Source organism: Egbenema bharatensis FJBBOT/2019 (assembly GCF_048077055.1).
Classification (GTDB): domain Bacteria; phylum Cyanobacteriota; class Cyanobacteriia; order Elainellales; family Elainellaceae; genus Egbenema; species Egbenema bharatensis.
Genome location: NZ_CP182236.1, coordinates 1,843,121 through 1,865,000 on the forward strand (window position 1 = coordinate 1,843,121; position 21,880 = coordinate 1,865,000).

Sequence of the window (21,880 nt, forward strand, 5' to 3'; positions counted from 1 at the left end):
ACCCAATCTCGATCACATGGTGAAATGTGGCTTTGAAATTAATGAGCTTGCAAAGTCGCGGACGTAGAGCAGAACGACACTCAAAATTTGCTTAAAAAGCGCGAACGAATCAGATAACTAAACGGAACGTCTTACTAATGTAGATCGATTTCCAGAGCGCAGGCAGCTTGCCTACGAAAGTGAGTCAACCCCACCACCACAAAAAACAGGATGCACCTTAACTAACCTGAAATCCAACGCATTTCATTTTACGTGAAGCATCATAACTGAAAACTCAATTATTTTGAACCATTGGGCCGCCAGGATGAGGTTGTTCACCCGAAAGGGAAGTCTGGTATGTCAATTGCCCATCGATTGAACTTTGAAGAATATTTAAACCATGCCCGGTCTATGAAGTTGCCCTGTGAGCTAGTAGATGGGAAGTTGGTCGATATGGGTTTGGGGACAGTCCGACATGGGGCAATCGCCAAGTTTCTGGAGCAAGTTTTTGAGGGGGAAAGCGATCGAACGCTTTATTAGGAGAGAGCTTGACCTGATTGACTGACAAACGTTGTGTGCCCTCACCCCCAACCCCTCTCCCTTTGGGAGAGGGGAGCGATTCACTTTTTCAGTTCCCTCTCCCCTCGGGAGAGGGCTAGGGTGAGGGCTTTCAGGGTCTTGACTGAGAAGTTTTGTCAGTCAACAAGGAGCTTGACACGCTGTGACCTGGCATTGAAGCGTTTGGACTGGCAGAAGTAAAGCTTAAATCATTGTTAAGGAGCTACCCAGATGAAAGGAGGGGATAAATGGGTAGATCACCCCTTCTGCTCAATTCAGCATTAAGGGACAATAAAATTACTTTCAAAACCGCTGGCACCTTTATTAGGCTGGTGTTTAATAATAAGCAAGCCTGAGGCAAACGCCTCGGGCTAATTTTGTTTTTGCCTATGTTCATTCTGGTGAGCCTGTCTGTCCTTACTTGAGTGATCGAAGCGCACCCAACAGTTAGCCCCCTGTCCAAGAAGGTCAAGGGGGCAAGAGAAGATAAATATAACTTGAGTTCGTTATCAGCGATTAATGTAATGTGATTACGCCGTCATTGCTCCAGGGGCAGGGAAGAAACTGGCTTCAGGTTCTCCAATGACAACACCTCGATATTTCAAAGCTTTAGTGGGAAGGGTAGCAACCGCATTCGATTTCATGACAGAATAGTTGACTCCACGATAGGTCGCAGTCATGCCACTATCCACTGTGGTCGTGAACGCTGGAGCGATGTTGTATTGAGTTCCGCGATAAGTGAGTTGCATAGTTATTTTCTCTAAATATGGGGGATTGGAGCAGGGAAAGGACTGGGGGCTTGGTTCATCCCGTTTCCTTCAATGCTCTGACTCTACCTACACAGCCCTTGCTGCACATTCCATAAAGATGCTCTGTTTTCAAGATGCTCTGTTTTCTCTTGGAGGGAAACGCGACGGCATTGAGCCATTCTCAGTAGATCACAAACCCTGTTGAGATCCCCCCTAGCCCCCCTTAAAAAAGGGGGAACCGAGCCGAAAAAGGTTTGAAGTCCCCCTTTTCAAGGGGGATTTAGGGGGATCGAACGCAGGCATTGCCGTGAACGCAATTCATTTTCGATCTACTGATTCTCATCGTTTAGATGTTGAACCCATAACATTTAAAGTCCTCCCTGGTAGGCTACTTAACAGTTCCAGGGGTGCATTACCCACTACATAAGTTCTCAAGCCTTGAATTGGTAGGAGAACACGCATGGTTGGGACTGCTGTTGAGAGAACTGCTGAAAAGACCGCTGAGAAGACCGTAGTGTATGGGGCTTGTCCCCATGACTGCCCTGACACCTGTGCCATGCTCGTGACCGTTGAAGAGGGTCGAGCCGTTAAAGTGGAAGGCAATCCCGATCATCCTTTCACCCGAGGAACCCTGTGCGGCAAAGTCAGCGACTACCTCGATCGCGTTTATAGTCCCGATCGCATTCTGTATCCCATGCGGCGGGTGGGGGCAAAAGGCAGTGGTCAATTTGAGCGCATCAGTTGGGATGAAGCTCTGGACGAAATCCGCGATCGGTTTCAGCAGATCATTACCGAATACGGGGCAGAGGCGATTATGCCCTGTAGCTATTTGGGGCATGAGGGCTTACTGAATGGTTTAACGGTGGGGGATGCCTTTTTTAACCGTTTGGGTTCAACCATCACAGAGCGCACCTTCTGCATCTCCTGCACCAGCACCGCTTACCTGATGACCTACGGCCCCACCCACGGCACTGACCCTGACACCTTCAATCACTCCAAATACATCATTCTCTGGGGCTGCAACGCGCTCAGTACCAACGTCCATCTGTGGCCCTTCATCAAAGAAGCAAGGCAGCAGGGATCCAAACTGGTGGTGATTGATCCAGTCCGGACTCGCACCGCCCAGCAAGCAGACTGGCATATTCCCGTGCGTCCCGGCACCGATGGGGCCCTGGCTCTGGGCATGATGCACGTCATCATCAACGAGAATTTGGTCGATACAGACTACGTGGAACAGTACACCGTTGGCTATGAAGCCCTGAAGGAACGAGTTAGCCAGTATCCGCCAGAACGAGTGGCAGAGATTACCGGGCTTGCCGCTGAAGACATTATTACCCTGGCGCGCGAGTACGCCACCACTCAGCCCTCTGTAATTCGTTTAGGTGTGGCTCTAGAAAAGCAAGCAGGCGGTGGACAAGGAGTACGGGCGATTAGCTGCTTGCCAGCCCTGGTGGGAGCGTGGCGGCATTTGGGGGGTGGAATGCTCCAGGCTCCGATGTGGCCATTTCCGATTCGAGGAGAAGCCGTTCACCATCCAGAGTTCATCAAGCCTGGAACGCGAGTGGTGAATCAGTGGCAACTGGGACGAGTCCTCACGGGCGAATTGAATCTTGATCCTCCTGTGAAGGCACTATTTGTTTACAACTGCAATCCCGTCACCCAAGCCGCAGAACAGGACAAGATTGTGGCAGGACTGATGCGGGAAGACTTGTTTACCGTTGTGAGTGAACATTTTCTCACCGATACAGCAGACTATGCGGATATTGTTTTACCTGCCACCACGCAGGTGGAAAACCTGGATCTGATGTTTTCCTGGGGGCATACCTATGTGACGCTGAATCTACCGGCGATCGCCCCACCGGGAGAAGCCATTTCCAATACTGAGCTATTCCGTCGTCTGGCCGCCAGGATGGGCTTTACAGAGGAGTGCTTTCAGCTCAGTGATGAAGAGTTGGCAATGGAAGTGCTGGACTATTCTGCACCGACGATGCAGGGCATCACGATGGATTTGTTGAAGCAGCAAGGATACGCCAAGCTGAAGATTGATCTCATTCCCCACAAAGAAGGCAATTTCCCCACGCCATCAGGCAAGTGTGAGTTTGTGTCCTCCATGCATGTGGATAGCAACTATGTATTGCCAGTGTTCCGGCAAGGCTGCGAAGAATACCAACCGGGAGAACCGATCGATCCTCTGCCCACCTACACACCGCAGCGGGAATCGGTTCACAGCAATCCCGAACTGGCTCAACGTTATCCCTTGAGTCTGCTGTCTGCCAAACCGCATCAATTTATCAACTCCTGCTTTGCCAACCTGCCCAAACACCTGAAACTCCAGGGCGCACCACGGGTCATCCTTCATCCCGATGATGCAACGCAGCGGGGAATAACCGAAGGGCAAGTGGTCAAGGTGTTTAATGATCGCGGTGCTTTTGAAGTTCCAGCCCAAATTAGCGACATGACCCGACCGGGAGTAGTAGTGGCTCCTTTGGGATACTGGCGCAAACTCAGTCATGCAGGCAATACGATTAATGCGGCTACGGCGGCTCAGTTTACGGATATGGGACATACCGCAGCGGTTGGAGATGCCCTAGTTGAGGTTGCTCTTGCCAGCTAGAGGCGATCGACGCTGATTTACCCATCAAAGCCCATCCCGCTTTTAGATCTACTGAAGTTGATTGACTACAGTTCTCCAGCAGGGCATTTCTGATTTGTCAGTCACTTCTTCAATTGTCCAAAATGATTGCAATCCTATCCCAGCGTAAGAGGATGAGGAACTGGTATTTCCCGTGTACTCACTCGATCGGACTAACCCAGCTAGATTAATCACTTCATGACTATATTTCGATCAAACTGGATCTAAATTCGACAAAAAATTATCCTATACTATGTTTTAAAAAAATTATGACACTAAGATAAGTCCCACTTTACAAATGCAATGAGACATTGTACGGGGTTAGCCTTATATCAGTTCAGAGGAAAACAAATTACATCACTCAAGAACAGCTAATTTAACTCAGTGTGTATGTAGTCTTACTTTCCTCATTGAACAATTCACCTCAATCATGTGTACCTATTTCAATGAAACCTTGATGTAGGAATTACACATAAAAAGGAGACTTCCATGAAATCATCAGATGCTCCCCCACCTTGCTCTAACTGGCCATCTTACCGTACCCCATCAGTACTGGTAATTTCTCAAAACTCAAAGCCCTCTTGAAGGGGTGAATCTGCCGATCGCCAGCCTGTTCCGCTTACGAGGGGGAACAGGAACAAGCCCCTGCCCTAATTCCTGCTTTCTCTCAATCGCCATACAAGTCTCACTCGATCAAGCAGATTCGCTTATTCACCAACTGATTCACCTTTTATTTAACCATTTCTGCATTTAGCAGAGGAGTCCATTATGTTTGAAATTTATGCAACTCAACCCACAGTCATTAAGCGGAATACCAAACCAAGCCACTTACTGTCGGATAATGAGAAATTTGACCTCATTCCCGGTGCCAATCAATTAAAAGCCACTTGGCAACGCCGCGAAGGAAGCCACTACAAGTTTGAGCTGCTAGAACCCTTTAAGGGAGCTTATAACTGGTATGCCTTTGTTGATCATGTTCGCATTATCAACAAATCCACTGATGATTTGGCGGAGAAAGTAGTCCGTTGCTGTAAGGAACGAGGCTACCCACTGCATAGTAGAACAGGCGATATCAATCTAATTGGGATTGAAGGCATGAATCTCAATGGAACTTTGAACGATGATCAGCCTGATCAATGGAATGACCTGGTCGGCATTCTCTCATTCAGTTCTGATGGTTCGCCCCATTTTGATATCCTCTGTCAGGGGACAACTGAACCCAGCATTGAGCATACTGTGCAAAGACAGCAGGGAGTTGCACGTCTGGATACTGGCTATCATAAGGGGCTGTGGCAAGTGGGAATTCATCGAGGATACGAAGCTCTAGCTCAAAATGGAAATACAGCTCGGTTAGTGCGGGATAGAAATAGGAATCATCGGAGAGATGATGCTATAACATACGAGTCGTCTAGAGGAATTAATCTGCATACCACTAAAACAACGGGTTGGCGTGGTTCTGCCTCTCCTGATTCGATTGGGCCATGGTCAGCAGGATGTGTTGTCATTTACAAACCTGATGAATTCCTAAGCTTCATGAAGATCATCAAACAAAGCCGCCAGTATCAAGAGAACCGAGCCTATGCGTTTGACTTTGTCCTGCTCTGGTCTAGATGGCTAGTCGCCGAGAATCAACCTGTTACTCATGCAATGCGCCCTACCCTGGCAACCGCAGCAATGTCTCACACAACAGAGGACATTGATATCATGGCGAGAACGATCTGGGGAGAAGCGCGGGGTGAAAGTCGGGAAGGGAAGGTTGCTGTGGCTTGGGTGATTCGGAATCGTGCCGCTCGATCGCCTGCCTACAACTGGCCATCCATGATCAAAGCGGTCTGTCGGCAAGCATACCAGTTTAGTTGCTGGAATCATGGTGATCCTAATCGGGCATCTCTCCAATCAGTATCACCCGGCGATTCATCCTTTAGAGAATGCCTGGATGTTGCCAAAAAAGTTACTGCTGGGGAACTGTCTGATAACACCAATGGTGCTGACCATTACTACAACCCTGCTGGTGTAACTCAAACGCCGGATTGGGCAAGAGGAAGAACGCCAGTTGCTCGAATTGGTCGCCATCTGTTCTTTAGGCTCGTAGGTCGTTAGGACATTTGTTGGCAAGGGCAGTTCAACCAATTGCTCCCTTTGTTCCGACATTCTGATGGATGGGATGTCCTTACAGTGAAGGCGAAACTACAAATCAAATTTAACTGCCCCGATCTGGTGATGACTGGATGTGGGGCTTTTCATGGACGAGCGGCTAACGATCTGGCAGTGAAAGAGCCAGAACCTGGAAACCGATCGTTGTTGTCAGCAAAGACGTGGTTTGGGTCATGACCACCTGAAAGCCCAAAGATTCGTACACTGGGCTTAGATGACGGGTATTGAAAAGAACTAGGGCAGGATAGCTATCAATTTAACCCCCTGAAAAAGCAAAATTCGATCGCATCCGGGCATCTACTGTGCCTCACGATCGATCGAAAACCTGCACATACCTGATTCCTCAAGGGTGAGTTGCCCCAAAGGACAATTCTGAACGGCAGTTAACGGCCATTGTTGGAAGTAGTACGTAACCGTATAGCTTTTGACATAGTAAATCCACTATAGAAAAGGGAAGCGCGAACTGTCACCTAACAACCGTTAGGAATTTCAACCATTCTCGAGCAATTTTGCCTATGTAAAACAACAGCCTACTGGCATAGTGCCAGTCCATCGGGTATAGAAAATCCAGTCCTCAAAAGAATAAAAAATAGTTCAAACCAATCCCCGATCGCTCCAGAATGGATTAGAATTTAGAACAAATGTACTATCAAGATAACGCCCTATGAACCTGGAATATTTAATTGCCCAACAAAACACCATGCTGCAGCAGATCGTGGACTTGTTGAAGCAGCAGCCTCCCGCCTCAGTCTTAAACCAACGTAAGTACTCCTTAGGGTTTTGCGAATCTCCCCGTCCTAAGTATATTTACTGCAACCGATCGCAGGGCGGACTCTGGTACTTTCTGGCAGACGATGCCAATCGGACTCCCCTTCCCATTGAGCAGCCTGCCCTCACCTGTATCGTCGATCGCTTGGAATTTAAGCAAGTTGAACGTCGCGGCCGGGAAACCTGGAAAACCCATCTCCATGTCAAGTCCGATCGCCCCTACATTCTGGAAGCAGGGTATGATTCCAACTTCAGTCGCTCCTTGATCAGTGCTCTGGCAGTCATGACCTCTTTGCAACTCCAGCAACCCATCACCATCGAAGTACAAGCCGCCGAGTCTGAAGAGGTGCTATTTTGCCGGGTTTACACGAACAACGAGTTAGTCTTTGCTCCCTGGGACGAGCAAACCGACTGGCGCAAAGTAGCAAGACGAGCGATCGCCAATATTGATGGAGCAATGGGGCGCGATCGATCCACCGGACGGGATCGATCCGCTGCCTAGTGTGACTTCACCGAAGCTATTGTGCAATTGGTGAGAGCAGAAGTTACGCTAGGATTAACAACTTTTAATTTGCTGATTGTCCTGATGCTTCCCCCCCTATACGTGCGTCCCTTGAGTGAGACTGAGCAAACAGCCCTCGAACAGGGATTGCGATCTAAAAATGCCTTTACCCTACGCCGTTGCCAAATTCTGCTTGCCAGTGCCCGAGGAACTCAAGCCAGAGAAATTGCTGCTGCGGTCGGTTGCAGTGTTCAGACTGTTCGCAATACCATACGTGCCTTCCATCAGCAGGGATTAGCTTGTTTGCAAGCCCAATCGAGTCGCCCTAAAACGGTCAAACCCATCTTTGATCAGGACAAGCGTGCTCAGTTACATCAGTTGCTGCATGCCAATCCTCGGCACTATGGCAAATCTCGTTCCACCTGGACGTTGGACTTGCTAGCAGAGGTGGCTCATGAGCAAGGTCTCACCGAGCATCAGGTGAGCCGTACCACGATTGAGGAAGCACTCAAAGCAATGGGGATTAGCTGGCGTCGAGCTAAAGCCTGGATTGTTTCTCCCGATGAGCAGTATGAGCTAAAAAAGCGGCAACGCGACCGCTTGATCCAGATGAGTGAGCAAAACCCAGATTGGGTGGTAGGATTTCTCGACGAGGTGTGGTGGAGTCGGCTGCGTGATCCAATGATGCACAGTTGGAGTGAGGAGGGTCAGCCATTGCAGTTGGTGGAGAAGACAGCTGACAAAGCTGAAACTGAGCCGAAGGCAATTGCTTGTTATGGCATTTACTTGAGAGCAGAGGCACAAATGTTATTGCGTTTTGTCGAGCAGCGCCCGGTCAGTGAGATCACCTGTCAATTTTTAGAGTGGGTCACGGCTCAAGTGAGCGAGATGGGAAAACGAGTCATGCCGTTGGTCTGGGACAATGCGAGCTGGCATGTCTCTAAACAAGTCCAGCAATGGATTAAACAACATAATGCACAAGTCAAACAAACTGGAAAGGGAGTGCGATTGATCGTGTGTCAGTTACCAGTAAAGAGTCCCTGGTTGAATGCGATTGAACCGAAGTGGATACATGCAAAACGAGCAATTGTAGAACCGCAACAGAAATTGAGTGTACAGGAATTAAAGACCAGAGTGTGTGACTGGTTTGAATGTCCCTTGCTAGAACCCCTTGCAAAAAAGGTCTCCTGAAGTTGCACTAGGTTGATGCCAACGAGAAACTTTTGATTTAGGAAGCTGTCTCATGGATAGTCGGCCCCGCTTACCATCCCCTTCAGGCAAACGATACCATTTGCCATTGTCATCGCGGGCATAATGTTCGTTACGTTCGATGGTTTGCCAGGCAACTTGTCGAGCGGACTCTTCATTGCCACTATCAATGATGCTGTTATAGGCTGCAATATACAAGGATTGAGCCTCTTCTGGTAAAGATTCTTTTACATCGTTGGGAAGGTTGTCGATCGTCAATCGATTCATGTTTGAACCCTGCTCTGATGAATTGTTTTCGGACAAATTATTCTCAGGTGCATTGTTTTCCATGTTTTCGGAACGATTTTGCGTTTCCGAATGTTGTGCAGAATTTTCTTCGTAAGCCATGAGAGATAACCTTTTACCTTTAAAGATAACTACTGTTCCCACGTTAAGGTGAATCAAATTGGATTGCATCTATCCGATGAAGGAAGGCTTAATCTACCTATTTTTCAATTAAAATTGACCAGAGTAATACCCAGAGAATACATAGCTAATTGAATTAGATGCCTCATTGCTCGATTCATGAAGCAAAAAATGTTTGCGAAGAAACACTGCATCCAGCGGATGGAATATTATAATTTCTCCAACCTTTCCGATCTTTTCCAGGTGGAACGATCGCCCGCTTTGCCCATCCCTGATTTTTCCCATGACTCCGTTCGATGATGCCCACTTCCCCACCCCTGATCAGACCAAAAATCCAAATCTCAGTCATTCCCCTCCCCTGACCGACACCATGCAGGTAGTCATGCGGATTGGGATATTAATGTTGCGAAGTGGGACAGTGAGCTTTCGAGTTGAACAAGCCATGCAACGGGCTACGATCGCCCTGGGAGCAGACCATCTAGATAGCTACGTTACCCTTTCCGGGATTACGGCCTCCATTCACAAGAACAACGAGCATTACACTCAAATTGCCCGCATTCAGTCGATCGGGGTAGATATGAATCGGTTGAGCAATGTCGAACGGCTCTCCCAGACGATTTCACCCAGCACCAGTCCGGTTGAACTGGCCACCACTCTGGATCAGATCGAGCAACTGCCGCCCGTCTATCCCTTACGCTTTAGAGTGATAGCGGTTGCTTTGGCCTGTGGTGCATTTGCCCTGTTGAACGGTGGCGGACTGATTGAGTTTGGAGCCGCAGCGTTTGGGGCTGGGATAGGTCAGATGGTGCAAATTTACCTGAAAGGCATTCAACTGCACTCGATCGCCATCACCATTCTCTGTGCCACCACCGCCACCCTCATGTGTCATGTTGCGCTGAGTGGACTGGCGGCGATCGGTATCCTATCCCAATCGATTCAGCCGGCCTTCCTATCTGCTGTAATCTTTTTAGTACCTGGCATGGCCCTTGTCACCGCCAGTTTAGATTTGATTCGCTTCGATATCCTGTCTGGCATCGTCCGCGCTAGCTATGCCCTGATGCAAATGTTTGGCGTTGCGATCGGCATCCTACTGGCAACCCCGTTGATCGATCGGTCTATCTTCTGATTTCCCATTTTCTTACTTCCCTACTCACTCCCCCACCCATTCCCCCATTCCCCCATTCCCCCACCCATTCCTGATAAGGGCGAACGCAATTCGCCCCTACCCCACTCCCCACTCCCTACTCCCCCCAATGCTCACCCCCACGTCCTTCCTCCTCAGTGCCCTCTTCAGCTTCACCGCTACCTTTGGCTTTGCAGTGCTCTATAATGTCCCGCGCAAAGCTTTACTTCCCTGTTCAGCGATCGGTATGGGTGCATACTTAGTGAGAACTTGCCTGCAAGCATGGGGGGCATCACCATCCGTAGCGATTTTCTTTGGAGCATTGTTTTTGGGAACCGTGGGGGCAATTCCCGCTAAATGGATGCAGTTGCCGATCGTGTTATTTGTAATTACGGGTATTATCCCGATCGTGCCTGGCACGGCGGTTTATCGAACCATCGTGTTTTTTTATGAAGGAGATGTGCTGGGGGGGCTGACGAATGGGATTGAAGCAGGTTTTGGGATTGGGGCGATCGCCGCTGGAATCGGAGCCGGACGAATCTTAACCGATCCGGAATGGGGATTTGAGCGCAATTAGGAGCCGTTTGCTAAGGTGGAATGGGTCTGTCCATCATTCTTTCTCACCTAACCTGTCAGTGCTATGGGTGCAGCTTTTCTCAGTGCCGCGAACCAGGGTAAAAACAACTGGTGGCGCTATGGTTTAGGAATTTTACTCACTGCGTTTTTTTGGATCATTTTGGGTTCAATTCCGTTGATTATATGGGGACTCTATCATCCTGAAGCGATTCTGACCCCATCCTCCACACCTATCACTCAGGTTTGGCAATACGCCGTCGTTTCCCTATCCTTCGTTTTCTTTCTGCTGGGTTTATTCATCACCGTTCGGAAAATCCATCAACGCCGATTTCTGACCCTGATTCAGGCAAATGCTGCTGTGAGTATCAAGCGCATTCTTCAGGGTGCAGGGGTTTGGGCTGTTTTAATGGGACTGTCCTATGGCATCGAAGCTATCTTTTTCCCAGGTCACTTTGTCTTCACCTTCAATGCCGCCTGGTTTATCCTGGTGCCGATCGCCCTGGTTTTGACTCCCATTCAGTCAGCAACAGAAGAACTATTTTTTCGAGGATACTTGTTGCAAGGGCTGGGCTTACTCAGCCGCAATCGCTGGATTTTAATTGGACTAACGAGCATCATTTTTGCCGTACTTCACTTTGGCAATCCAGAAGTCGCCGCCAGTAATAGTTTCATCTGGATCGCTCTACACTATTTTGCCTTTGGTGCATTCTTCGCTCTGACAACGTTAAAGGATAATACGCTGGAATTGGCGATCGGCTCCCACATTGCCAACAATTTCTTTTTAGCGACCCTTATCAGTCCAAGTGTCTCTGTTTTAAATACCCCTGCCCTGATCACTCATACCGTGATCGCAGATGCCCAAATCGATTTCTTCCTGTTTCTCCTGCAGGCCACCCTGTTTTACCTCATCGTTTTCCACCGAAAGCCACATAAAAATAAAACCGGCAGACGCCAACGCCTGCCTTAGCAAATCACCCTCCCCAGCAGCAGATTTCTCGACTGGATCGGTGAAATTGGGTAAGGGCGAGAAAATCTCGCCCCACGCAGAATCTTTTGTCAGTCAACCAGGTTCCCTTAGACCGTCCTGACCTGTTCATCCGTTGCCGCATTAGTAAGGAAACGGATAAGCACTTCCCGACGAACCTGCATCATTAAACAAATCAGACTCGGTCAGCCCGTAGGTTCGTTGAGCTTCAAGAATCGCTGCTTGGGTGTCGGTCGTAAAAACACCATTCACATTGCCAGGATCGAAGCCATTATTGCGCAATTGACGCTGTAGGGACGCAACGCTGTATCGTCCTTCATCCATATTCTGGAACAGAACCATCCGAGCCTGTTCTGCCTCCAACCGGGCCCGTTCTGCTTCCAGGCGAGCCTGCTCTGCTTCTGTTTGAGCTTGCTCTAACTGCTGTAAGGTTTGGGGAGAAATGGTTCCAGACTCAGCCGCTGGAGGGGCTGATTCGGGTGGAACACCGGTTTGAGAACCAGTGGGTTGCGGATTGGCTGATGGAGTTCCGTCGATGGGAGGAACGCTAACCGCAGGGGTGGAAGCTTCCGTTGGGCCGGTACTGGCAGTTCCTGCTGCGTTTTCAGGGTTGTTCGCTTCCGAAACATCGCTACTCGTTCCGCCTACATTACTGGAATAACTCCCTGGCGAACCTTCTGGTGTGGAATGGTTGAAGCTAAACAGAGACGAGTTAACCTGGGGCCCAGCAACACCATCAGTAGTTAATCCCTGGGACTGCTGAAATGCCAAAACGGAGGCTTCCGTTTCTGGGCCATAAACCCCTGATACTTCCCCCTGGTAAAACCCAAGCTCTTTCAGCCGCAGTTGGAGATCGGACACGGCCGTTCCCGTGTCTCCGAGCCGGAGTACACCATTCGATCGATCGGCTTCTCTTGAACTGGAGGAAGGTGAGGACTCCGATGGACGCACTAACTCTGAATTGGGGCGACGAAGGGCCTCCTCGGTACTGGGACCAACAACGCCGTCGGGAAACAGCCCATTGTCCCGCTGAAATTGCATCACCGCTGCTTCAGTCGGGTAATCGAATACGCCTGAAACGCTGGTGTTATACCCTAAATCAGATAGCCGTCTTTGTAGTTCAGCAACCTGCTCTCCGCCATCGTTCAGTTGAATACTGGGCAACCGATCGGCTGATTGAGACTCTCCTCCCCTTCCCGATGCACCCCCGCCAGACTGAGAAAGGGCTTGAGCCGTTGCTGGCCCCACAATGCCATCGGGAACCAGCCCCCGGTCTTGCTGAAACCGAATCACCGCTTCCTGAGTCTGAGGGCCGAAGTAGCCCGTAATCTCGCCATTGTAATAACCCAGGTTTGCTAACTGCCGTTGCAGAGCTGCCGTGGACTCACTGCGACCGTCTGCCTGTGCTCGGTATCCATCCTGAACCGAGGTCGGCGGTACCTGAGCTACAGCGACATCCACCAGGGTTACACTGGCCAGTCCAGAAAGCGCGATCGAGGCAGACAACCAGGCAACCTGTCGATGGCCAGCACCATAGGTCTTGACGGACAGGCTGTTTTCAATGGATCCCGGACGATGTTTTTGCTGATGATGTTTTTGCTGACGTAGACACGCAAGTATTCTCATCATTTGCTGTACTACTCCTTAGAATCGGCTAATGTATTTAACAATTGAGACCTGATCAGGACTGATTCAAAAGCTTTGGAGGGCTTTGTGTTCCCCATTCCCTGCTCAAATACTTGGGGCGGCACGAAAAACATCAAAAAACAACTTCCCAACGTAATTCCCTACCCACAATCAATTCACTATACATATAGAGTTTAGGTTAAATAAAAAAGTTCCATTTACGCTAAATGTAATGATCTCATCCCAGTTATACAACCAAACTTATTTTTTGAGCAGGTGTTTTAGCTTTGGACGCAAATTTTAGAAAATCTTTGAGGATCTGGCACACTGCTTCCAGCAAACCGCTCCAAAATTGATTCAAATAGGTAATGTTGGGCACTCTTTGAGTGTTGCGATCGTCCTTTGAGAGGGGCAGGAGAGCAGTCGCCCCGTTGCAATACTGCGCCCAATTTGTTGTAAAGATTGATAACGTATTAGTTGGTCTACTTCACAGGAGTACAGCCTTATGTCCCATCGCAAGCTTGCCAGTCTCTCGATCGCCTCAGCCTTAGCGATTGCTGGCGGTTTAGTCAGCAGCCTGCATTTACCGGGTGTGGCTCAGTCTGGCTTGACCATCTTCAGTGGCGTTGAATCAGGGTATGAACTGGGCTACACCATGGACTTCTTTGGTCGTCCTGGGGCCCGCGATCGATATCGATTGAATATTCCTCGTGACAAGATGGAAGTTGCAGCCTCTGAGCTGTTCATCAGCTACCCCGACACCTACCAGGGTCGCTTTGATGCCGACTCTATTCGTCTGGAAGTTAATGGCAACGCCGTTGATTTAGACGAAGTGGTTTGGGATCAAGACAATCGCGTCATCAGCATTTTCCCATCAGAACCTATTCCTGCTAACACGCGCGTTCAGATTGTGCTGTCCAATGTCCGCAATCCCAACCGGGTTGGAACCCATTATTTCAACGCATCCATCATTTCCCCAGGAGATATTCCCCTACGGCGTTATGTTGGAACCTGGATCTTAGCCATCAGGCGCAATTAATTTAATGCTTTGTAGAGCTTTTGTAGCTGCGGCTTTCGCGGCTTCACGCTTGCGCTATCTCGCCAACTAAAGGGCAAAATAGGGTATCATAGTAGACTGTAATTTTTTAAGATTTCAAAACCGGAGCAGACAGCCATGACAAAACGTACTTTGGGAGGCACCAGCCGTAAGCGCAAACGGGTATCTGGATTTCGGGTTCGGATGCGAACTCACACTGGACGGCGCGTGATCAAAGCCCGGCGCAATAAAGGACGGGCACGGCTAGCTGTTTAGGTAGGTTCTTCAACTTACATCGACTCAGAATCTATACAGATTCTTCCACTGGTTTACTGAGATGAATGCATTCCATCGGATTGCCTTTAATTGTCGATCGCCTTTCATGATTTGCCTTTACCGTGTCTCTGCCTAAGCTGCATCGACTTAGACGACGGCAGAGCTTTAATGCTGTTTACCATTTGGGGATCAAACGTGCCACACCCCATCTCATCCTTAGAGCACTAGCCCCCAGTCTGCCTGAGCTGGGTGATGCCTGTTCGCGCACCCGCCTACCGCCAACCCGCCTGGGGGTTTCAGTCAGCCAGAAGGTGAGTAAACGGGCAGTGGTTCGCAATCGGATTAAGCGGCAGATCAAAGCAGCTTTCCGCTGTCTTCTGCCGAAGCTGTCTCCAGGTTGGCAGCTTGTAGTTGTGGTGAAGCCAAACGCGATCGAGTGCGATTATGAAGAATTTCTGCGAGAATTAAAGCAGTTGCTAGTGAACGCTGAGGTATTGAATGGGCATTAAAGAAGAGGTTTATTACGAGGGTGGCCCTCACATCGGCGATTTAATTATTAATTTATTGCTGGGATTTACGGTGATTGCTCTACCGCTGACGGTTGGTGCGATCGTGCGGGCATTTTGGTTACGCTACCGCATTACCGATCGTCGGATTTCAGTCAGTAGTGGTTGGATGGGTCGTAATCGGACGGATATTATTTATCCAGAAGTTGCCAAAGTGGTAACGGTTCCTCGGGGATTGGGGCTTTGGGGAGACATGGTTGTCACTCTAAAGGACGGCAGTCGTCTGGAACTGCGGGCCATCCCGAAATTCCGCGACATTTATGACTATATCAACGGAAAACTGTCGAATCGGGCCCAGAAGGCTAGCGGTTCTATTGGCAACTAGTTCCGTCCGCAGTGAACCTTTGCTGAAGCTTCTCAGTTTCAGGTTCTAAGATCGAAATTTAGGCAAACTTTCAGAGTACTTAGGTAGACACAGCGCATGGATTTTGGTGTCGGATTTCTCTCTAATAACGTCATGCTGCCAATCCTGGACTTTTTCTACGGGATTGTGCCTAGCTATGGTTTGGCGATCGTTGCGCTGACCCTGGTGATTCGCTTTGCTCTCTATCCACTGAGTGCTGGCTCAATCCGCAATATGCGACGGATGAAGGTGGCGCAGCCGGTCATGCAGAAACGGATGAAGCAAGTCCAGGAACAGTATAAGGATGACGCAGCCAAGCAACAGGAGGAAATCAGCAAGCTCTACAAAGAATTTGGTAATCCTCTCGCCGGATGCTTCCCAGTTCTACTTCAGATGCCAATTCTGTTTGCGCTGTTTGCTACCTTACGGGGATCGCCATTTGCAGATGTCAGCTACAACGTAAACCTGCAAATTCTTCCCGGAGAACAGATTGAGCAAATTCAACCGCAGGCTTTTGTCAGTAAGCCGCAGAACATTTACATTTCCGATGGGATTCATGCTCCAGTGGCGGCCGTGCTTCCAGCCGGGAACCGTTTGGCGGTGGGAGAGAAAACGCCTGTTTTGTTCCAGTCTGTTGATGGGCAACCGTTGCCGGAACTGTTGAGTGAATATCCAGACACTAACATTGTTCCCAATTGGAGTGTTACCAAGGGAGAAGACCTGATCCGGTTTGACGAAAATGGCAACATTGAAGCCTTAGCTCCTGGCGATGTGACGCTCCAGGGTAAGGTTCCAGGTCTAGCTGCTAATAAAGGATTTTTATTCATCAAAGCATTAGGACGGGTTGGAGCATTTGGTGATGACGGTGGCATCAACTGGGACATCTTAGGAATGGTGTTGTTCTTCGGTGTCAGCCTTTATATCAACCAACTGCTTTCCGGGCAGGGGTCAAGCGGTGCGAACCCCCAGCAGGCGGCTGTCAACCGTTACACCCCCATTTTGTTCTCTGGGATGTTCTTGTTTTTCCCTCTACCAGCAGGCGTGCTGATGTACATGGTGATTGCGAACATCTTCCAGACCCTCCAGACCTATATTCTTTCTAGAGAGCCGCTGCCTGAAAACCTTCAGAAGATTGTGGAAGAGACGGAGAAATCAGGTGAGGGGCGAGAAGCTTTACCCTTCGAGCCAGGTCGCAAGAAAGAGGCAGATGAGCCGAGTAAGAAGGCTACGACTAGCTCGAAACCTGCGTCTACCAAATCCTCGACTGCAAAGTCCTCGACTACAAAACCTACGCCTAATTCAAAAACCACTTCCACTGCATCTAAGCGAGAGGCGAAAAAGGATTCTGGACGGGCCAAGAAGAAGGGTTAGGTTAATGTCATGGATCAGCAGCAAATTCAGTATGGTCAGCAGTGGTTAGAGGAGTTGCTCCACCTCTCGGGTTTATCTACTCAGGTGGCTGCGGATCCCGAAAAGCTCTCCACCGAGGGTAGCTGTTGGCTAACCATCGACGACGCTCCGCTTTCATCAGGGCAGATTGAGGCACTAATCGGTGCCAATGGTTCCGCTCTTGATGCAGTCCAGTACCTGGCCAACACAACCCTCAACCTGGGTCGGGTGGAAGAACAGCAAGTGGCCTATACGATTGAGTTGGCGGGGTATCGGGTGCGGCGGCAGGCAGAGTTACAGAATCTGGCAGAGGAAGCGGTTCAACGGGTTCGAGATACGGGGGTGGAATACGAAATGGCGGCTCTGTCTGCAGCAGAGCGTCGGCAGGTTCATACCTACCTGAAGGATTACGAAGATTTAGAAACCTATAGCCGGGGGAAAGAACCCGATCGCCGTCTGGTGGTTCGCCTGGCTCAGTCTCAGGATTAATAGGCTGTCGTTTTTTATTTGCTGAAGTAACGGGGATGGATGATGCACACAATTTATATTCCCCAACTGGCTAAAGCTCCTGAACAAACTGAGGAAATCACAGTGCGGGAGTATTTACCAGCTCTAGATACATTGACTCCGGTACAGGGCTTAATTCGCGTCACGCATCGAGGTAACTACCTGGAGGTGGCTGCAAGCGCAGAAGCAATCATGACCCTGACCTGCGATCGCTGCCTGAAACAGTACAATCACCGGGTTACGGTGGATACTTCTGAACTTATTTGGCTTCAGGAACCGCCCAGTTACAGCAGTACTGATCTGGAGCAGGAAGTGGCGTTGGAAGATTTGGTGGAAACGCTGACCCCTAATGGCTATTTCCAACCTGCTGATTGGCTATATGAACAGCTCTGTTTGGCAATGCCCCAGCGTCAACTTTGTGACCAGAAGTGCCAGGGGATTCAGGTGCAGGGGCAAGGAGAGGGCGATTCTGCGGTGGATGAACGCTGGGCTTCTTTAAAGAACCTGCGAAACCAATTGAACTAGTATGCTGAGATTAGATTAATTCGTGTCATCTTCCTGCCCCCAATATCCTGAAGACCATGAGCTTTAACGACGACTTTGAACTCCTCCTCCGCGCTCGCTATCCGTTAATCTACATTCCAACCCGTGAAGAAGAGCGGCTGGAAGCAGCAATTACCCAGTCAGCTAAACGGCAGGGCAATCGAGGAGTTTATGTCTGGGACTTTGTAGATGGCTATCAGGGCAATCCTAACGATGAGGGATTTGGGCGACGAAATCCGCTCCAGGCATTGGAGTTCGTTGAAAAAATTCCGGCGACTGTCGCAACTGTTTTTGTGCTGCGCGACTTTCATCGGTTTCTGGAAGATGTCTCGATCGCCCGTAAGTTGCGAAATTTAGCACGATTGTTGAAATCCCAACCCAAGAACATTGTCATGATCGCACCGCAGGTGGCGATTCCCGATGACTTGAGTGATGTGCTGACGGTGATTGAGTTTCCCTTGCCTCATCTACCGGAAATTCAGGCTGAGTTGGAGCGGTTAACGGCGGCAACCGGGCAAACACTAGAATCTCGTGATTTGGATGAACTGGTGCGATCGTGCCAGGGGCTATCGATGGAACGAATTCGGCGAGTTCTGGCGAAGGCGATCGCTACCCACGGCATCCTTCAGGCAGATGATGTGGAGCTTATCCTGGAGGAAAAACGCCAGAGCATTCGCCAAACCCAAATTTTAGATTTTTATCCAGCAACCGAAAGAATCTCAGACATTGGCGGGTTAGACAACCTCAAGGATTGGTTATTGCGTCGGGGCGGGGCCTTTTCGGAACGGGCCCGACAGTATGGTTTACCCCATCCTCGAGGACTGTTGTTAGTTGGAATTCAGGGAACTGGCAAATCTCTGACAGCAAAAGCGATCGCCCATCACTGGCATTTACCCTTGCTGCGATTAGATGTGGGACGACTGTTTGCTGGACTAGTGGGCGAGTCAGAATCCCGAACTCGCCAGATGATTCAATTGGCAGAAGCCCTGGCCCCCTGCGTGTTGTGGATTGATGAAATCGACAAAGCCTTTGCTGGTTTAGATGGCCGTGGTGATTCTGGTACCACCAGTCGCGTATTTGGCACGTTTGTCACCTGGATGGCAGAAAAGACCTCTCCGGTTTTCGTGGTGGCTACAGCCAACAATATTCAAGCTCTGCCACCTGAAATGTTGCGTCGGGGCAGATTTGATGAGATTTTCTTTGTGGGTTTGCCGAACCAGGATGAACGCCGCGCTATCTTTGCGGTTCACCTGTCTCGGTTGCGCCCCCACAATTTGCAGAATTACGATCTCGATCGGTTAGCCTACGAAACCCCTGATTTTTCTGGGGCAGAGATTGAGCAAATCATTGTTGAAGCGATGCATATTGGCTTTAGTCAGAATCGAGATTTTACAACGGATGATATTTTGGAGTCTGCGAGCCAGATTGTTCCCCTGGCTCGGACGGCGCAAGATCAGATTCGGTTACTGCAGGACTGGGCAGCGGCAGGTCGGGTTAGAATGGCTTCTCGTCAGAGTGAATTGGGTAGCCGAATTCAGCAACAGTCCTTACAATAAGTAGTCTCAAGCCGAGTAGTGCAGGGTTGTCCTATGACTTTGTCTGGCGTTAGTAAATTCTTTTTAGGAATAGTTTTAGCAGCTGCGATTTTATTTGGTGCAGGAGTAACGTTAACTCGTTACCTATTAGCGCGTTTGTCAACACCGCCGCCGCGTCCGGTTTTTGCCAATGATCCATCTCCCGCTTCGGCCGTACCCGAAGCTGAAGCTGAAGTAGCGGTAGAAGTTCCCCCCGAAGAAGCTCCCGTTGAACCGGAACCGGAAGCATCTCCTGTTACGGAAGGTTATCCAGCTCGAGTGATTCAGCCGATCGGTTTAATTCTCCGTGAAGAACCGAGCACAGAAGCAGCTCAGGTTGGCGGCATTGAGTTTAACCAGGATGTTGTTGTGTTAGAAAGCAGCGAAGACGGTGGCTGGCAGCGCGTTCGGTTAAGCAATGGTGCAGAGGGTTGGGTCAGAGGAGGAAATACAGAGCGGCGGAACTAGATGATGTTAAACGAAATGATGTTGAACAAGATGATTACAATCAGGATGGTTTGAACTAGAAGCCTATTCATCAATTTGCCAGAGTTCTTTGTTATAGTCTTCATCCAGCACTCGCTTCGGCCGCAGCACCAAAACGACCTTTCCCAGCAGTGCCTGTTCCGGTTCCGTTTCAAACCAGCTTATTTGTAGCTGCCCCGCTTGATCGAAGACGAAATAACTCTCATCATCCCAATTGCGCTGGGATCGATCGATCATAATCATTACTTCTTCCATGCCAGTAGTCGCCTCGGATGGTAAATGATCCGGTTCTGCTAACACCATGACAGGATCTTCAGCCTTCAATACCACTTGCCAGCTTGGCAAGGCGACCCAGGCTCCAGTGCCAGAAAATTTGACCATTTGGAATCGTCCTTCAGAATCAGTGAACGGAACGGCTTTAAGCTCGTCCGCATTAAGGGGAAGTTTGCCTGCAACAGGAATAATACGCGGCTGTTCTTCGGCTGACTCAATCCGGTAAAACGGTAAGCGGGGAGCCAGGCGACTGCGCGTGACGGTGAAATCTGTAAGTAACTTCTCCACCTGCTGGCGGGACTCTGGACTATGGGCAAATCGAAGAGCTTGCGCAATCAAGCGCGATCGAAGTTGCAGATCATCCTGTTGGCGGGCCAGCTTCCAGTAGTAATAGGCAATAGCATCACTGGGATGACTAGCAAATGCTTCAGGGGGATGGGTGATCCGGCTAAATTCTTTAAGTGCCTTAGCCATTTCACGCGCCCCTTCAGAATCAATTTTTTTTTCTACAAAAATCGTTGCCGCAGCAACACGCTGCGGTTGAGACAAAATCCGAAACTCATAAAGAATGTCGCTACCAGTAGGATTAAACCGCTCTATTATTTCCGGAGCGGCCTCACCACTTACCAGGGACTCATATACCTGTGCTGCAACAATGACTTGATTCTGCTGCACAGCTTCAAACCCAGTTTCTTCAAAGATCTGCTGAGGGGAATATTTCGCCTTCTGGAGAATTTGACAGGCTTGTCCCCACGCGACCCAGTTTCCCTCCTTGCGCCGCAGCGATTGAAACAAAGCTTGAGCTTCTTCTTGAGTTAGCGTCGGAGCAGAGGGCTGAGGGTTAGTCTCATCAGATGGCATGATCATAAAAATTCTAGTTCAACAGATTTAAGGCACATCCAATTTTAGATTTGGAGCTCTAGAATTTGGATTAAATTCTCTTGCATTTCGCTCAAACCATAAGCTACTTCATGAAATTGCTAAAAAAATTCTCCCAACACTACTAGTTGAGAGAATTTTGATTAACACCCTGGCATCGAGCTATTTTTGCGGGAGGCGACCCTCCGACTATCTTCGCCGCGGGAGCGTTTCACAACTCAGTTCGAGATGGATGAGCGTGGTTCCACCCCGCCATAGACACCAGGAATACGGTTTGGGTTAGTAAAACCCAGAAGGCTGCATAGCTTGTCAGATAGATAAAACAGAAATGATTCACCTTGAGGTCAAGCCCTCGGTCTGTTAGTACGCCTCAGCTTCACATGTTGCCACGCTTCCACTTAACGCCTATCAACGGGTCGTCTTCCCGTGACCTTACTGGCTTAACGCCATGAGAGCACTCATCTTGAGGTGGGCTTCCCACTTAGATGCTTTCAGCGGTTATCCGCTCCGCACTTGGCTACCCTGCGTTTACCGTTGGCACGATAACAGGTACACCAGCGGTGCGTTCCTCCCGGTCCTCTCGTACTAAGGAGGACTCCTCTCAATGCTCTTACGCCTGCACCGGATATGGACCGAACTGTCTCACGACGTTCTGAACCCAGCTCACGTACCGCTTTAATGGGCGAACAGCCCAACCCTTGGGACGTACTACCGCCCCAGGTTGCGATGAGCCGACATCGAG

General features: G+C 49.5%; 21 protein-coding genes and 2 rRNA genes (1 of these 23 only partly in view). 17 read left to right on the top strand and 6 right to left on the bottom strand.

All coding sequences use genetic code 11. The annotated features are described in order from the left end of the window. Nucleotides 1-336: 336 nt before the first annotated feature. Nucleotides 337-519 (top strand): hypothetical protein, encoded by a 183-nt coding sequence (locus ACM1PF_RS08625; RefSeq protein ID WP_416674028.1) that lies wholly within the window; start codon nt 337-339, stop codon nt 517-519. A gap of 548 nt (nt 520-1,067) precedes the next feature. Here the strand turns inward: ACM1PF_RS08625 and ACM1PF_RS08630 are convergent. Continuing rightward, nucleotides 1,068-1,286, bottom strand: a complete 219-nt coding sequence (locus ACM1PF_RS08630; protein WP_416674029.1) for a DUF4278 domain-containing protein — start codon at nt 1,284-1,286, stop codon at nt 1,068-1,070. Between the two features lie 460 nt (nt 1,287-1,746). Here ACM1PF_RS08630 and ACM1PF_RS08635 point away from each other — a divergent pair, with 460 nt between their 5' ends. From ACM1PF_RS08635 to ACM1PF_RS08650, 4 genes are all read left to right on the top strand, one after another. Then, on the top strand, nt 1,747-3,900 hold the full coding sequence (locus ACM1PF_RS08635; protein WP_416674031.1) for a molybdopterin-containing oxidoreductase family protein: 2,154 nt from the start codon (nt 1,747-1,749) through the stop codon (nt 3,898-3,900). Nucleotides 3,901-4,686: 786 nt separating this feature from the next. Then, nucleotides 4,687-6,018 (top strand): cell wall hydrolase, encoded by a 1,332-nt coding sequence (locus ACM1PF_RS08640; RefSeq protein WP_416674033.1) that lies wholly within the window; start codon nt 4,687-4,689, stop codon nt 6,016-6,018. Nucleotides 6,019-6,736: 718 nt separating this feature from the next. Beyond that, nucleotides 6,737-7,342, top strand: coding sequence for a hypothetical protein (locus ACM1PF_RS08645; RefSeq protein WP_416674034.1), 606 nt, complete (start codon nt 6,737-6,739; stop codon nt 7,340-7,342). A gap of 21 nt (nt 7,343-7,363) precedes the next feature. Continuing rightward, nucleotides 7,364-8,533, top strand: coding sequence for an IS630 family transposase (locus ACM1PF_RS08650; RefSeq protein WP_416669750.1), 1,170 nt, complete (start codon nt 7,364-7,366; stop codon nt 8,531-8,533). Here ACM1PF_RS08650 and ACM1PF_RS08655 read toward each other — a convergent pair. After that, nucleotides 8,504-8,938, bottom strand: a complete 435-nt coding sequence (locus ACM1PF_RS08655; protein WP_416674035.1) for a ChaB family protein — start codon at nt 8,936-8,938, stop codon at nt 8,504-8,506. The two genes, ACM1PF_RS08650 and ACM1PF_RS08655, sit on opposite strands and share 30 nt — an antisense overlap. 301 nt (nt 8,939-9,239) lie before the next feature. Here ACM1PF_RS08655 and ACM1PF_RS08660 point away from each other — a divergent pair, with 301 nt between their 5' ends. The 3 genes from ACM1PF_RS08660 (at nt 9,240) to ACM1PF_RS08670 (ending at nt 11,622) form a co-directional block, all read left to right on the top strand. After that, nucleotides 9,240-10,082 carry a threonine/serine exporter family protein gene (locus tag ACM1PF_RS08660; protein ID WP_416674037.1) on the top strand — a complete coding sequence of 281 codons (843 nt, stop codon included), beginning with the start codon at nt 9,240-9,242 and terminating at the stop codon, nt 10,080-10,082. A 127-nt stretch (nt 10,083-10,209) separates the two neighbouring features. Continuing rightward, complete coding sequence (locus ACM1PF_RS08665; RefSeq protein ID WP_416674038.1) at nt 10,210-10,656, top strand: threonine/serine exporter family protein; 447 nt, start codon at nt 10,210-10,212, stop codon at nt 10,654-10,656. 63 nt (nt 10,657-10,719) lie between these two features. Then, nucleotides 10,720-11,622, top strand: coding sequence for a CPBP family intramembrane glutamic endopeptidase (locus ACM1PF_RS08670; protein ID WP_416674039.1), 903 nt, complete (start codon nt 10,720-10,722; stop codon nt 11,620-11,622). A gap of 141 nt (nt 11,623-11,763) precedes the next feature. On the opposite strand, the gene ACM1PF_RS08675 is transcribed toward ACM1PF_RS08670, so the two are convergent. After that, nucleotides 11,764-13,269 (bottom strand): peptidoglycan-binding domain-containing protein, encoded by a 1,506-nt coding sequence (locus ACM1PF_RS08675; protein WP_416674040.1) that lies wholly within the window; start codon nt 13,267-13,269, stop codon nt 11,764-11,766. A gap of 502 nt (nt 13,270-13,771) precedes the next feature. Between ACM1PF_RS08675 and ACM1PF_RS08680 the strand changes: the two genes are divergently transcribed. The 9 genes from ACM1PF_RS08680 (at nt 13,772) to ACM1PF_RS08720 (ending at nt 19,968) form a co-directional block, all read left to right on the top strand. After that, nucleotides 13,772-14,305, top strand: coding sequence for a DUF2808 domain-containing protein (locus ACM1PF_RS08680; RefSeq protein ID WP_416674041.1), 534 nt, complete (start codon nt 13,772-13,774; stop codon nt 14,303-14,305). Between the two features lie 135 nt (nt 14,306-14,440). Further along, complete coding sequence (rpmH, locus tag ACM1PF_RS08685; RefSeq protein ID WP_416674043.1) at nt 14,441-14,578, top strand: 50S ribosomal protein L34; 138 nt, start codon at nt 14,441-14,443, stop codon at nt 14,576-14,578. A gap of 122 nt (nt 14,579-14,700) precedes the next feature. Beyond that, entirely contained in the window at nt 14,701-15,087 is a 387-nt protein-coding gene (rnpA, locus tag ACM1PF_RS08690) for a ribonuclease P protein component (protein ID WP_416674045.1), read from the top strand. Next, nucleotides 15,077-15,469 carry a PH domain-containing protein gene (locus tag ACM1PF_RS08695; RefSeq protein ID WP_416674046.1) on the top strand — a complete coding sequence of 131 codons (393 nt, stop codon included), beginning with the start codon at nt 15,077-15,079 and terminating at the stop codon, nt 15,467-15,469. Before rnpA ends, ACM1PF_RS08695 begins: the two co-directional genes overlap by 11 nt. Before the next feature lie 96 nt (nt 15,470-15,565). Beyond that, complete coding sequence (gene yidC / locus ACM1PF_RS08700; RefSeq protein ID WP_416674047.1) at nt 15,566-16,858, top strand: membrane protein insertase YidC; 1,293 nt, start codon at nt 15,566-15,568, stop codon at nt 16,856-16,858. A 9-nt stretch (nt 16,859-16,867) separates the two neighbouring features. Further along, nucleotides 16,868-17,365 (top strand): Jag family protein, encoded by a 498-nt coding sequence (locus ACM1PF_RS08705; protein WP_416674049.1) that lies wholly within the window; start codon nt 16,868-16,870, stop codon nt 17,363-17,365. Nucleotides 17,366-17,407: 42 nt separating this feature from the next. Next, nucleotides 17,408-17,908: a YceD family protein gene (locus ACM1PF_RS08710; protein WP_416676597.1), complete on the top strand. Its 501-nt coding sequence runs from the start codon at nt 17,408-17,410 to the stop codon at nt 17,906-17,908. A gap of 56 nt (nt 17,909-17,964) precedes the next feature. Next, complete coding sequence (locus ACM1PF_RS08715; protein ID WP_416674051.1) at nt 17,965-19,482, top strand: AAA family ATPase; 1,518 nt, start codon at nt 17,965-17,967, stop codon at nt 19,480-19,482. A 33-nt stretch (nt 19,483-19,515) separates the two neighbouring features. Continuing rightward, on the top strand, nt 19,516-19,968 hold the full coding sequence (locus ACM1PF_RS08720) for an SH3 domain-containing protein (protein WP_416674052.1): 453 nt from the start codon (nt 19,516-19,518) through the stop codon (nt 19,966-19,968). Between the two features lie 63 nt (nt 19,969-20,031). Here the strand turns inward: ACM1PF_RS08720 and ACM1PF_RS08725 are convergent, their stop codons facing one another. From ACM1PF_RS08725 to ACM1PF_RS08735, 3 genes are all read right to left on the bottom strand, one after another. After that, nucleotides 20,032-21,120 (bottom strand): RuBisCO accumulation factor 1, encoded by a 1,089-nt coding sequence (locus ACM1PF_RS08725; RefSeq protein WP_416674053.1) that lies wholly within the window; start codon nt 21,118-21,120, stop codon nt 20,032-20,034. Nucleotides 21,121-21,287: 167 nt separating this feature from the next. Continuing rightward, a 5S ribosomal RNA gene (rrf, locus tag ACM1PF_RS08730) occupies nt 21,288-21,404 on the bottom strand. Between the two features lie 74 nt (nt 21,405-21,478). Continuing rightward, nucleotides 21,479-21,880, bottom strand: a 23S ribosomal RNA gene (locus ACM1PF_RS08735); it runs 2,481 nt beyond the window's last position.